This is a genomic window from Polyangium sp. 6x1 (assembly GCF_029946515.1).
Classification (GTDB): Bacteria; Myxococcota_A; Polyangia; order Polyangiales; family Polyangiaceae; genus Polyangium.
In genome coordinates this window covers 16405-29722 of sequence record NZ_JARZHH010000083.1, presented here as the reverse complement: position 1 = coordinate 29722, position 13318 = coordinate 16405, and the positions used below count along the sequence as shown (strand labels likewise).

The following is a 13318-nucleotide window of genomic DNA, read 5'->3' as shown; positions in this document are numbered from 1 at the left end:
TCACTCATCGCGGAGCGCGACCACCAGTCGGATGCGCACCGCGTTCCATGCCGGGAAAAAACCGGCGATTGCACCACCGAGGACGACCACCGCCGTCGCTGCCATGGCCACCCCGAAATCCGCGCGCGGCGGATCGAAGAGAGAAGGCCCGCCGCCCTCGCTCGATTTCATCACGCGCCCGATCAGCTCGAGCACGCCCACCCCCGCGGCGAGGCCCAGGTAGCCTGCCGCGGCCGTCAGCACCGTCGATTCCTTCAAGATCATGCCGATGATCGTGCCCGGCGTCGCGCCGATCGCGCGCCGGACCCCGATCTCGCGCGTCCGCTCCCGGACGCTGATCATCATGATGTTGCTCACGCCGATGATCCCCGCGAGCAACGTCACGCTGCCGACGATCCATATCAACAGCGAAATGCCGATGAAGAGGCCCGCGATCTTCTTGAACTCCGCCTCGGCATTCCAGCTCTCGACCGCCTCCTTGTCTTCGGGCGAGAATCGGTGGAGCCGCGCGAGCTCATCGTGGATGCGGCGCTCCACCGCGCTCGCATCGCCGTCGTCCCGGACGAGGACGGCGAAGGTATTCACCCAGGGTTCCTTGCGCAGCGTTTGCTGGAACGTCGAGAGCGGCGTGTGAATGGTATTCGCGATCCGGTCGCCCCTGTCCCCCTCGGCTTTCGTGCGGAAGACGCCAACGACCATGAAATCGACGCCCTTGATGCGAATCGTCTCGCCGGTCGGATCGGGGTCGTGAGGGAAGAGGACGTCGGCGACCTGGTTCCCGATGACGGCAACCTTGCGCCTGTGCTCCATGTCGAGCGCATTCAGGAAGCGCCCGGCGATCATGGTCTGCGGCTGGATTCGAATGAACGCGGGCACGTCGCCGAAGACCGAGAAGCTCCCCGTCTTCTCGCCACGCGTCACGAGCGCGCCCGCCCCGCGATTGCCGAGCGAGGCGCGGGGCGCGACCGCGTCGATCTCGGGGATGTTCGCCTCGAGCGCGCTCGCGTCCGCGCGCGTCAGCCGCACGAACTTGCCGGGGCGCATGCCCTTGTAGGGCAACGAGGTTCGCCATCCCCATACAAATAAACTTTTCGTCGCGAGCCCGGCCATGTCACGGCGTATGCCCCCCTCGAGGCCGTTGCCAAAGCCGACCATGACGATCAGCATGAGCACGCCCCAGAAGACGCCGACGGCCGTCAGCGTCGTCCGCAGCGCGTTGCGCCGCAGCGTCCCGAAGATCTCGGTCCACTGGTCGATGTCGATCATTCGGCCCTCAGGGCGACGATCGGGTTCACCCGGGCCGCCATGCGGGCCGGGAAATAGCCTGCGAGGAGGCCGGAGAGCACGAGGAGCACGGTCGCCCCGACGACGACGCCGAGGTTGACGCTCGGGTCGCGGAAGAAATCGCTCGGCGGCACGTGCTTGCGAACGAGCTCGAGCGTGGCGATGCCCGCGAAGAGCCCGAGGTACCCGGAGACGCCCGTCACGATCAGCGCCTCCAGGACGATCTGCGAGACGATCGCCCACGGCGTCGCGCCGAGCGCCTTGCGGATCCCGATCTCCTTCGTCCGCTCGCGTACCGAGATCAGCATGATGTTGCCGACCCCGACGATACCGGCGACGATCGTGCCGATGCCGACGATCCAGATGAAGACGCGGATCCGCTGGAAGAGCATCACGATCCGTTGAAAATCCTCGACGGTATTGCGAACCCTCAAGGCGCGTTTGTCCTCGGGCGAGAAATGGTGCCGCGCCGCGAGGAGCCGCTTCGTCTGGCCGGCGACGGCGACGCTGTGCTCGACGTCGGTCTTCTCGTCGATCGTGAACATGAGCTGGTGGATCTGGGAGGCGCCGCCGTACGCCATCTGCGCGGTGGAGATGGGGATGTAAATCTTGCTTTGCTCCTCCTCGCCGCCCTCGTCCTCGAAGACGCCGACGACGCGGACCATCATGCCGCGCACGTTGATCCATTCACCGATCGGGTCCTTCCCTTTGAAGAGCCTTTCGACGGCGACGGGCCCGATCACGGCGACCTTGCGGTTCTCGGCGAGGTCGAGCTGGTTGATGAAGCGGCCGCTCGTGATGAGCGTGTTCTCGAGGAACTGATGGTCGGGGTGACAGGCGCGCACGTCGAAGGACGAGACGGCGCCGTGGTAGGAGACGGTGAATTGCCCCTGCAAATAGAAGCGCCCCGTGATGTGGACGACGCCGTCGACGTGGCGCTTGACCGCGTCGTAGTCCTCGTCCGTGAGGCGGACGTTGCGCCCGATTTTATGCCCCTCGAAGGGCAGCGAGGTCGCGCCCGGCCAGATCCACAACGAATTCGTCGCGTCGTCGCGGAACTGGTGCTCGGCGCCATTTTGAATGCCCGCGCCCGAGCCGAGCAGGATGACGAGCATGAAGATCCCCCACGCGACGCTGAGCGCGGTGAGCGCCGTCCGAAGCTTGGCCGTCCGGAGGGTCTCGACGAGCTCGACGAGCCGGTCGAGGCTCACGCCCGGTCCTCGTCCGCCTCGATGACGCCGTCGCGCAGCCGGATCGTGCGGTGGGTCCGCGCGGCGACCTTGGGCTCGTGCGTGACGATGACGACCGTGACACCGGAGGCGTTCACGTCGATCAGCAAATTCATGATCTGCTCGGAGGTCTTCGAATCGAGCGCGCCGGTGGGCTCGTCCGCGAGCAGCACCCGCGGCTTCGTGATGAGCGCGCGCGCGATGGCGACGCGCTGTTTTTGCCCGCCCGACATCTCGGCGGGCAGGTGCATGGCCCAGGCCTCGAGGCCGACGCGGGCGAGGTACTCGAGCGCGAGCGCATTCCGCCGGGCCCGCGGGACGCCCTGGTAAAACAGCGGGAGCGCGACGTTCTCCGCGGCCGTCTTGAAGGGGAGCAAATTGAACGATTGAAACACGAACCCGATGAAGCGGTTCCTGTACTGCGCGGCGCGGCTCTCGGAGAGGTCGCGGATGAGCGCGTCGCCGAGCCGGTAGGTGCCGCTGTCGTAGTCGTCGAGGATGCCGAGGATGTTGAGCAGCGTGGACTTGCCCGACCCGGAGGAGCCCATGATGGATACGAGCTCGCCTTCCTCGATAGTGAGGTCGACGTTGCGCAGCACGTGCAGCGCGTGGTGCCCCAGGTGGTACGACTTGTTGACCCTCTCGAGGTGGATCACGATTGGATGCGTAGCAAAATTCCAGGGAGGACGCTATCCCGTTGTCGAGAGCCTCACCGAGCACGCGGGCGTCGATACGGCCGCGATTGCGCAGCGCCTCGCGGCGCGTCTCTCCGCGACCATGGCGCCGAAGCCCACCTATTGGCTCGGGTAGGAGTTAGCGCCCATGGGATATGATTTGTTTTGCAAATAACATTTCTCCCATTAGCACGCAGATTCCGTCCATGCTAGCGTGGCGGCCGTCACTTCTTTTGGACCATCAGGGAGAGTGTGGGTGGCATTCGGCGTTCCGCAGCAGAGCATTGTCCGGTGGCTGGTCGTAGCGGTCGCCGAATGCCTGCGGATCCCAGCCGAACAGGTCGACGTACACAGTAGCTTCCGCCGCCTGGGCCTGGACTCCCTGACGGCTGGATCGCTCGCCAGCCGCCTCTCCACGTGGCTCGAACGCCCGGTGCCGATCACGCTGCTGTGGGAGTTCCCCAGCGTCGCCGAGCTCGCGGCCCACCTTGCCGGCGCCCCGCGCCCTGCGGCCGCCCCGGAGGCGCCTCGGGTCGCCGCGCACGAGCCCATCGCCGTCGTCGGGATCGCCTGTCGTTTCCCGGGAGCCGATTCCCCGGCGGCCTTCTGGGAGCTTTTGCGCTCCGGCACGGACGCGATCACGGACATCCCTCGCGATCGCTTCGACGTGGACGCGCTTCACGCGCCCGATCCGGCCACGCCGGGCACCATTCCCATGCGTCAGGGCGGCTTCCTGCGCGACGTCTCGGGCTTCGATGCGCACTTCTTCGGCATCTCCCCACGCGAAGCGCTCCACATGGATCCGCAGCAGCGCATCATGCTGGAGCTCTCCTGGGAGGCGCTCGAGGACGCTGGCATCCCTCCGCTTTCGCTCGCCGGTTCTGCGACGGGCGTCTTTGTCGGCGCCATCTGGAGCGACTTCGCCCTGCTCCTCGGCCGCCTGGGGCTCTCGGCCATCGCCCCGCACACCGTGACGGGCGTGCACCACAGCATCATCGCCAACCGCGTCTCGTACACGCTGGGGCTCGAGGGGCCGAGCATGGCCATCGACACGGCCTGCTCGGCCTCGCTGGTGGCCGTGCATCTCGGGTGCGAGAGCCTGCGCAGCGGCGAGTCCACGCTGGCGCTCGCGGGGGGGGTCAACCTCATCCTCGCGCCCGACAGCCTGGTCCAGATGGCGAAGTTCGGCGCCACGAGCCCCGGCGGGCGCTGCCGCCCCTTCGACGCGGGGGGCGACGGTTATGCCCGCGCCGAGGGCGCCGGCCTCGTGGTGCTCAAACCCCTGTCGCGGGCGATCGCGGACGGCAACCCCATTCATTGCGTGCTCCGCGGCAGCGCGACGAACAACGACGGGCGCAGCAACGGGCTCACCGCGCCGAGCCCACGCGCCCAGCGCTCGCTGCTCGCCATGGCCTGCCAAAGGGCCGGCGTCGACCCGACTTCCGTGGACTACGTGGAGGCGCACGGCACCGGGACGAAGCTCGGAGACCCCATCGAGGCCTCCGCCATCGGAGCCGTCTACGGGAAAGGCCGCCCTCCGGAGCGCCCCCTACGCATCGGCTCGGTCAAGAGCAACATCGGTCACGCCGAGGCCGCTGCGGGCATTGCCGGGCTCATCAAGGTCGCGCTCAGCCTGCGCCACCATGAGCTCCCGGCGAGCCTGCACTTCGGCACGCCGAACCCTCAGATCGACTTCGCCTCCCTGGGCATCGAGGTCCAGGCCCGGCCGGGCCCGTGGCCGGAGCGAGAGGGGCCAGCCCGCGCAGGCGTCAGCTCGTTCGGATTCGGCGGCGCCAACGCCCATGTCGTGCTCGAGGCGTGGCGGGCGAGCGAGAGGCCTGCGTGGCCCGTCGCGGCCCCGAACCCCTCGTCGCGCGCGCCTCGGCAGCCCGTCTTCTACTTCGCAGGGCACGGCTCCCAGTGGCTCGGCATGGCCCGCGAGCTGCTCGTGGCCTCGCCCCTGTTTCGCGCGCGGCTTGCCGCTTGCGATCGGGCGATCCAGGCGGAGGTCGGGTGGTCGCTTTTGCAAGAGCTCTTCGCCCCGCCCGAGGCATCGCGGCTGAACGAGCCGGACGTGGTACAGCCCGCGATCTTCGCCGTGCAGGTGGCCCTGGCCGAGCTGTGGCGCTCCTGGGGCGTCGTCCCGCGGGCCGTGCTCGGGCACAGCCTCGGCGAGGTCGCCGCCGCGCACGTGGCAGGCGCGCTGACCCTCGAGGATGCCGTGCGGCTCGTCTGCCTGCGTGGAAAGCTCACCCGGCGGCTCGCAGGCCAGGGAGGGCTCTTGCTGGTGGAGCGATCGCGGCACGAGCTCGCGGCGGCGATCCACGGCATGGAGGGCGTCACGCTCGCCGTGTTCAATGCGCCCACCTCGACCGCGCTCTCCGGCGAGCGCGCCGCGCTCGAACGCCTGGCCGCCGAGCAGCGAGCGGCAGGCGTGCGCTGCGCCTTCGTCGACATCGCCTTCCCCTCGCACAGCCCGCTCGTCGATCCCATCCTGGGGGAGCTCCTCGCCGGGCTCTCGGAGATATCGCCGCAGCCCACGCACATCCCGCTGCTCTCCACGGTGACAGGGCGCTTCGTCGAGGGGCGTGATCTCGACGCGCGCTACTGGGTCCGCAACCTGCGCGAGCCCGTGGACTTCGCGGGGGCCGTCGACCTGCTCGCCCAGCGAGGCGAGGATCTCTTTCTCGAAGTGGGCCCGCAGCCCGCGCTCGTCCGCTTCGTGGAGCAGTGCCTCGCGCACGCAGGCCGCCCGGGCCGCGTCGTCGCCTCGGTCCACCGCCGTGCCCCCGAGGGGGAGGCGCTGCTCGAAGCCGCCGCGACCTTGCAGGAGCAGGGCGTGCCTGTGCGCCCCCATCTGCGGGACGTCCCGGGCGCCGAGGCGCCCGCGCTGCCACGCGTGCTCCCGGTCTCGGCGCACACACCCGAGGCCCTGCGCGTACGGGTGGCGGGGCTCCTTTCCCGCCTCGGGACCCAGCCGGACCTCGACCTCGACGACCTCTGCTACACGGCGGCTTGCGGCCGCAGCCACCTCGGGCACCGCGTGGCCGTGGTCGGCAGCACGCGCGCCGGCCTGCGCGAGCAGCTCGTCGCGGCCTTGTCCCACCCCCTCGGGGCGCGCCTCTCGCCCACCGAGCCGCCGCGCCTGGCCTTCGTCTTCCCGGGTCAGGGCGGCCAGTGGGAGGGCATGGGCCGAGAGCTCCTGGAGCAAGAGCCCGCGTTTCGCCATGCGCTCCTCTCCTGTGATGCGGCCCTCGCGCCCTACCTCGGCGGGTCGATCGCCGCGCGGCTCTCCGAGGGAAAGGCCATCGAGGACAGGGCCGATGTCGCGCAGCCGGCGCTGTTCGCGTTCCAGGTGGCGCTTTGCCGGCTCTGGGAGTCGCTGGGCGTTCGGGCGGCGGCGGTCGTCGGCCACAGCATGGGCGAGGTGGCGGCGGCGCACGTGGCGGGCGCCTTGAGCCTGGAGGACGCGGCCCGCGTCATCTGTGCGCGCAGCCGGCACCTGCGATCGCTGCATGGTCGGGGAACCATGGCCATCGTCGAGAGCTCGCCGGACGAGCTCGCGGCGGCCCTCGCGCGCTGGTCCGGGCGCGCGAGTGTGGCTGCGCGAAACGGGCCGCGGAGCTTCGCTCTCGCGGGCGAGCGCGAGGCCGTGGAGGCGCTCGTCGCGGAGGTGCAAGCGCAGGGCGCCTTTGCGCGCGTCATGGGCCCCGAGTTCCCCATGTCGCATTGCCCCCAGGTGGAGCCTGTGCAGGGGGCGCTCGCGAGGGACCTCGCCGGGGTCACGCCTCGACGCGCCGCGCTTCCTCTGTACTCCACCACCACGGGCCTCGTCGCCGAGGGGCCGGAGCTCGACACGCGCCATTGGGTCCGAAACGTGCGCGAACCCGTGCATTTCCACGAACAGGTGCGCGCGCTTCTCCGGGACGGCGTCCGCCTGCTGCTCGAAGTCGGGCCCCACCCGCTGCTCGGCCATGCTTGCGAGCAGACGGTCGCCGAGGAAGGCGTGAGCGCCGTGATCCTGCATTCGCTGCGGCGCGGCGAGGGGCAACGTTATCTCTACGAGGCGCTCGCGCAGCTCTACACGTGCGGCGTGGAGGTGGACTGGCACGCGGTGCAGCGGCGCGGCGGGCGTTTCCTTCCCCTCCCCGCTTACCCCTGGCAACGAAAGCCCTACTGGCCCGAGGGCCTCTCGGGCACCACGCTCCCCAAACCCGAGATCAACGCGGCGCCCGCGCCCGAGGTGCCCGAGCTCTCGCGCCTGGAACAGGCCGTACGTGACGCGCAAGGTGCCCCCGAGCCGGCCCTCGTCGAGCAGATCCTGCGCCTCCGCGCCTCCGCGATTCTGCAACTCCCGGCGTCGATGCTCCCGCCGGAGTCTTCGCTCAAACGGCTCGGGCTCGACTCCATCATGGCCATGCAGCTCAACAATCGCCTTCGCGCGCTCCTGCAGGTGGACGTGCCGGTATCACTCCTCCTCGAAGATCGGGCCCTCCGCGCGCTGGCCCAGGGGCTCTGCGCCCACGTCCGAGAGGCGCGCAAGCCGGTCATCGACGCCGAGGCCCTCGCCGCGCAACTGGAGGAAGGCAGCCTGTGACGACGGCCAAGTCGCTCGTAGGTCTCCTCACCGGCAAGGGCGTGCGGCTCTGGGCGTCCGAGGGCCAGCTCCGCTTCAAGGCCCCGCCCGGCGCCCTCCAGGCGGAGGACAAGGAGGCGCTGCGAGCCCACAAGGCCGAGTTGCTCTCGCTCCTTTCCGGACGCACGGCGACCGGCCTCTCCAGCGTCCAGCGCCGGCTGTGGTTCCTCTCCCGGCTTGCGCCCGGGGAGGCCGCCTACCTGGTCGCCCAGGCGTACGAAATCCGCGGCCCTTTGCGTCCGGAGCTCCTGGAACGCGCCCAGCAGCGCGTTGTCGCTCGGCACGAGGCGCTCCGGGCCACCTTCGTGGAGCTCGAAGGACACCTGGTGCAGTTCATCGAAGACCGCCACACGTTGCCCTTGCAGCGCGTGCGCTTCCCGGAGCCGCCCACCGAGGAGCAAGTGCAACAGGCCCTGCGCGAAGCCTTGGCGCGCCCCTTCGACCTCGGGCGCGAGCCGCCCGTGAGGAGTTGCCTGCTGGAGCTCGGCCCCGATGCCCACGTGTGGGCGATCGGGCTTCATCACCTGGTGGTCGATGGGTGGTCGCTCGGCCTGTTCAACGAGGAGCTCGCGGCGCTTTATGGCGAGGAGCTCTCCGGAGAGCCCGCCGCGCTCCCCGAGCTTCGCCTGGGGTATGCGGACTTCGTGGACTGGGAGCGCCAGGTCTACCAGGCCTCCCGGAGCCTCCCATACTGGCGCGCGCGGCTCGAGCGCTTGCCCTCGCTGGAGCTGCCCTGCGACTTTCCACGCCCTGCCCTCACCCGCTACGAGGGGCGGCAGCATCGTTGCCTCCTCCCGCCGGACGTGGACGCGGCGCTCGCGCGTGTCGCCTCGGAGGCGGGCGCGACCCCCTTCGCAGCGCTCCTCGCCGTCTTCGCGGTCGCCTTGCAGCGGATGAGCCGCCAGAGGGACCTCGTCGTGGGCATCCCGCACGCCAACCGCGGGGATCGCAGCTTCGAGCCCCTCATCGGCTGCATGGTGAACACGCTCGTCCTGCGCATCGAGATCCCGCAGGGGATCGACTTCCGCGAGCTCGTGCGGCGTGTCCACCGCGTCGGCCTGGAGGCGGCCGAGCATCAGGACGTGGCGTTCGAAGAGCTCGTGCAGCTCTCCGGGCAGACGCGTGATCCCTCGCGCAGCCCGCTCTTCCAGGTCTTCTTCGGCCTGCAAAACGTGTCTCGTCCCCTGCGGCTCGCGGGGCTCTCGACGGAAGAGCTCCCCTTCGATCCGAAGCTCTGCCAGTTCGACCTGGAGTTCCACCTCACGCCGAGCCCCGGAGGCACCCGGGGGGTTTTGCTCTCGAGCGCGGCGCTTTTTTCCAGTGAGTTCGCGCCGCGTTTCGCCGAATCCTTCACGACGCTGGCCGCGCGCCTTTGCGCTGCGCCGGAGGCGCCCGTGGACACGGCTTGTCTGCTCGGCGAGGCGCGCGCGCGGGAGGTGCTCCTGGATTGGAACCGGACCGAGCACGCCTATCCTCGCGAGCTTTGCCTGCACGCCTGGGTGCGTGAGCGACTCGAGCAGACGCCGGAGGCGCCTGCCGTCACTTGCGCGGAGCGCACGCTCTCGGGCGCCGAGGTCCTTTCACGCGCGCACGGGATCGCGCACGCCCTCGCCGCGCGTGGGGTCGGCGCGGGCCATTTCGTCGCGGTGCTCGGTCAGCGCTCGCCGGAGCTCTTCTGTGCGGTCCTCGGCGTGCTTGCCGCCGGAGCCGCGTACCTGCCGCTGGATCCGGAGATGCCCGAGGAGCGGCTGCGCTTCATGCTGGCCGATAGCCAGACCCGGCTGGTCCTGTCCGAGCATGCGGCCCCCAGCGTCGTGCCCGAAGACGTGCCTGTGCTTTCATTGCGGGACCTCGAGCCCCTGCGCGCCGATGCGCCGCCGGCGGTCACCGTGACCTCCGAGGATCCCGCCTATTTGCTCTACACCTCGGGGTCCACCGGCAGGCCGAAGGGCGTCGTGGTGCGCCACCGCAACGTGGTGAGCTGCTTGTGGGCCCATGCGCGTGCTCCGGGGCTCGGCGCGGAGGACGTGTTCCTCGCGGTGACCACCTGGTCCTTCGACATCTCCGCGCTCGAGCTTTTTCTACCGCTCGTGACAGGGGCCCTTTTGGTGCTGGCCGAGACGGAGGGCGTGCGCGACGGCAAGCGCCTCGCGCGTCTGCTCGAATCGCGCGGCGTCACGGCCATGCAAGGCACGCCCGCCACCTGGTCGCTCCTCATGGCGTCGGGTTGGAAGGGCGACGAGCGGCTCAAGGCATTCTGCGGCGGCGAGCACCCGTCGCGCGAGGTCGTGGACTTTCTGGCCACGCGCTGCGCGGAGCTCTGGAACCTGTACGGCCCCACGGAGACCACCATCTGGTCGCTGCGCGAGCGCCTGACGCCAGGCGCTCCGATCCTCGCGGGTCGCCCTCTGGAGAATACGCAGATCTACGTGCTGGACGAGGCGGGGCTGCCCGTGGGGCCAGGCGTGCCTGGCGAGCTGTACATCGGCGGCGAGGGCGTGGCGGCCGGATACTGGAACCGGCCGGAGCTCACGGCCGAGCGCTTCGTGCAAATCAATCCAGGGAGCGCATTGCCCGCGCCCGTGCGTTGCTATCGCACGGGGGACCTCGTGCGGCAGCATGGCGACGGGCGTGTGGAGTTCCTCGGGCGATGGGATGAACAGGTGAAGATCCGCGGCTACCGAATCGAGACCGGCGAGATCGAGCACGTGCTGAGCCAGCACCCGGGGGTGAGAGAAGCGGCGGTGGTCGCTCGCCCGGGGCCCGATGGATCGCTCGAGCTCATCGCCTGCGTCTGCCCCGAGGCCGGCGAGGCGCTCGTGACGCAGGAGCTACGCACCTGGCTCACGGGCCGATTGCCCGGGTACATGGTGCCGGCGCACGTTGCCGTGCTGGAGGCGCTGCCGCGTACACCGAATGGCAAGGTTCACCGCAAGGCGCTGCCGCCCGCCTCGTTTTCGCGGCGCGCCTCCGAGGTGGCCCACGAGCCGCCGGTGGGGCCCATGGAGGAGGCGGTCGCGGCGCTTTATGCCGAGCTGCTCCCGGGGCGTCGGCCGGGTCGGAACGATGATTTCTTCGCGCTGGGCGGGCATTCCTTGATGGCGGCGCGATTGCTGTACGCCGCCGCCGAGCAGCTCGGCGTATCCGTGCCGATGACGGAGCTCTTCCTGCACCCCACCGTGCGCGGCCTTTCGCTCGTGTTCAAGCGCGCACGGCTCCGGGCGGCGGTGAGCCGCGGGGACATGGAGGCGCTGGAGGCTGCGGTGGCGGAGCTCAGCGAGGACGAGGCCCAAGCCATGCTTTCGGAGCTGATTCCAACGTAGGAGACAGGACGATGACGACGACCCCTGAGCTTTCACGAACCAAGCAAGAGCTTCTGCGCGCTCTCATTCAGAATCGAGAGGCCGCCCGCCAGGACGTGCCCTCCAACGTGGTGCAATTCAAGAAAGGGCAACCTGGCGGGCCAGCGTTTTTCTTTTTCCCGGCCACGGACGGAGGGGTTTCTTATTTCCGCTACATGGCGCCTCACCTGCCCGAGCGCATGGCATTTTATGGTTGCCAGGCGCCTGGCTTCGACGAGGAGCGCGAGCCGCTGCGCACCGTGGAGGAGGTGGTCGAGTACACGTTGCGCCACATCCGCGCGGTGCAGCCGCACGGACCTTATTACATCGGCGGGTTCTGCATGGGGGGACTGCCTTCGTACGAGCTCGCGTGCCGGCTGCAGGAGGAGGGCGAGGAGGTGGCCATGCTCGTCCAGATCATGCCGGTGTTCCTGCGCCCGTGGGCGTGCCTGCCGGGGACGGACGCGCTGCAGCTCCGGGCCATCGAGGATCACCATTTCATCTTCGAGCGCCTGCTGGGCATCCAGGTGCCGCTGCCCATGGAGCAGATCCGTGCGCTGCCCGAGAACGAGCGTTACGATTTCGTCACCGGGCTCGTGAAGGAAGCGGGGTACCTCAAGAGCCAGGCTGAAGAGCACCTCTTCCGGCATCGAATGAAGATGTACGAGGCGGGGCTCTCCGCCATGCTGGGTTATCAGCCGAAGCGTCGGCTTCGCGGGCACGTGGAGGTGCTGGTCGTAGGCCGGAAGTCGCATGACGAGCTGGAGCTCGACATGAACACCTCGTACACCGTGCACCTGCGTAGCCTGCCGCCGGAGCAAATCCATTATCACCCCCTGAACGCGGACGCTGCGGCCCTCTTCAGCGGCGAGGATCCGGACTGCAAGCTCATCTCGGGGCGCCTGGCGGAGCTGCTCGGATGACGGTATCCCTACGGGCGAGGTAGCGGGAGCGCCACGCGGCAGCTCATGATGGGGAGCGTGCTCGTGATACTCGCGGCGGTTGTGATGGTGGTCCAGATCGGGATCACCGTCCGGCTGTGGAGGAGCGACCTCTACACGCGCGGGCAGAAGATCGCGCAGAGCGCGATGATCTGGCTGCTCCCGGTCGTGGGCGCGATCGTCGTCTACGTGGGGCTCCGGCACACCGATGACGTGTGTCGTCTCGAGCCCAACTCCGAGGGCGAACATCAATCGCTCTGGTGGACGAACCACGACCCGTAGCGGCACCACGTCGGATCGAAGCACGGCGTCAAACCCTTCCCGCATCCGATCTCGTCCGCGGACGAACCCTGGCATCGCCGCTGCCGATCCGTGTACCATCCTCGTCCCATGCCGACGCTCGTGCTCTCCCGCCGCTACAGCCCCGACTCGAACGCGCTGTTCGCCGCGGCGCTCGCCGCTGGCTGGGACGTCGAGCGCCTTCGCTCGTTCCGCTGTCCGGAGGACATCGCGGCTCGCGGGCCGGTATTTTATGGCGAGACGATCCTCGCGGACGCCATCGCTTCCGAGCTCGGGATCGTATTGCTCGAGCCAACGGCCGACTGGCTGCCCGGTTTACCCCAGCACCACCGCCTTCGGGACGTGCGCCTCACGACGCTCGCGGAGGCCCAGACGATCCGCGATGGCGTGTTCGTCAAGCCAACGGACGAGAAGTGCTTTCCCGCGCGCGTATACGCGAACGGCGCTGCGATCCAGCCGGACCCCGTGCTGCCGCCCGATCTCCCCGTGCTGGTGAGCGAGCCGGTCGCCTTCGAGGTGGAGTTTCGGTGCTTCGTTCTCGAGCGCGACGTAGCGGCACTCTCCCCGTACATCCGCGGCGGGGAGATCGCGCGGAATGCGACGGGCGAATGGGAGGCGGACCAGGCCGACATCGAATGCGCGCGTGCATTCCTTCGTGCGCTCCTCGCGGATGATGTTGTGGACTTGCCGCCCGCTGTCGTCGTGGATGTCGGGCGCATGGCTGGGCGTGGCTGGGGCGTGGTGGAGGCGAACCCTGCGTGGGCGTCGGGGATCTGCGGTTGTGACCCGGCGAGCGTGCTTCGCGTGCTAGAGCGGGCTACGGTGGCGCGGGACGGGATTTCCGATACAGATAGGCGGTGGTCGCGCCCCGTGGGGTAGCGGGCGAACGCAGGCGCTCGCGGCGCGGGCGCGG

At 69.3% G+C, this 13318-nt stretch carries 8 protein-coding genes; 5 read left to right on the top strand and 3 right to left on the bottom strand.

Features of this window, described 5'->3' with window-relative positions; translation table 11 throughout:
- From QHF85_RS43205 to QHF85_RS43195, 3 genes are read right to left on the bottom strand one after another with little or no spacing between them, the layout of a single operon-like run.
- The gene (locus tag QHF85_RS43205) at positions 1 to 1266 is read right to left on the bottom strand and encodes an ABC transporter permease (protein ID WP_281333325.1); all 1266 of its coding nucleotides are present in this window, start codon (positions 1264 to 1266) and stop codon (positions 1 to 3) included.
- Positions 1263 to 2495 carry an ABC transporter permease gene (locus QHF85_RS43200; RefSeq protein WP_281333324.1) on the bottom strand — a complete coding sequence of 411 codons (1233 nt, stop codon included), beginning with the start codon at positions 2493 to 2495 and terminating at the stop codon, positions 1263 to 1265. Before QHF85_RS43200 ends, QHF85_RS43205 begins: the two co-directional genes overlap by 4 nt.
- A complete protein-coding gene (locus QHF85_RS43195) occupies positions 2492 to 3169 on the bottom strand; it encodes an ABC transporter ATP-binding protein (protein WP_281333323.1) in 678 nt (225 codons plus the stop codon). The genes QHF85_RS43200 and QHF85_RS43195 overlap by 4 nt, the downstream gene beginning before the upstream one ends.
- Positions 3170 to 3401: 232 nt before the next feature.
- Between QHF85_RS43195 and QHF85_RS43190 the strand changes: the two genes are divergently transcribed.
- The 5 genes from QHF85_RS43190 (at position 3402) to QHF85_RS43170 (ending at position 13284) form a co-directional block, all read left to right on the top strand.
- Positions 3402 to 7784 carry an acyltransferase domain-containing protein gene (locus QHF85_RS43190; protein WP_348652807.1) on the top strand — a complete coding sequence of 1461 codons (4383 nt, stop codon included), beginning with the start codon at positions 3402 to 3404 and terminating at the stop codon, positions 7782 to 7784.
- Positions 7781 to 11146: an amino acid adenylation domain-containing protein gene (locus tag QHF85_RS43185; RefSeq protein WP_281333321.1), complete on the top strand. Its 3366-nt coding sequence runs from the start codon at positions 7781 to 7783 to the stop codon at positions 11144 to 11146. The genes QHF85_RS43190 and QHF85_RS43185 overlap by 4 nt, the downstream gene beginning before the upstream one ends.
- A gap of 11 nt (positions 11147 to 11157) precedes the next feature.
- Entirely contained in the window at positions 11158 to 12087 is a 930-nt protein-coding gene (locus QHF85_RS43180) for a thioesterase domain-containing protein (RefSeq protein WP_281333320.1), read from the top strand.
- Between the two features lie 57 nt (positions 12088 to 12144).
- Positions 12145 to 12387 carry a hypothetical protein gene (locus tag QHF85_RS43175; RefSeq protein WP_281333319.1) on the top strand — a complete coding sequence of 81 codons (243 nt, stop codon included), beginning with the start codon at positions 12145 to 12147 and terminating at the stop codon, positions 12385 to 12387.
- 108 nt (positions 12388 to 12495) lie between these two features.
- On the top strand, positions 12496 to 13284 hold the full coding sequence (locus QHF85_RS43170; protein ID WP_281333318.1) for an ATP-grasp domain-containing protein: 789 nt from the start codon (positions 12496 to 12498) through the stop codon (positions 13282 to 13284).
- The last annotated feature ends 34 nt before the right edge of the window (positions 13285 to 13318 follow it).

Bases quoted from the DNA above. Each gene is read 5' to 3' on its own strand.
- QHF85_RS43170 (WP_281333318.1), top strand. From the start codon at position 12,496: ATGCCGACGCTCGTGCTCTCCCGCCGCTACAGCCCCGACTCGAACGCG.
- QHF85_RS43205 (WP_281333325.1), bottom strand. From the start codon at position 1,266: ATGATCGACATCGACCAGTGGACCGAGATCTTCGGGACGCTGCGGCGC.
- QHF85_RS43180 (WP_281333320.1), top strand. From the start codon at position 11,158: ATGACGACGACCCCTGAGCTTTCACGAACCAAGCAAGAGCTTCTGCGC.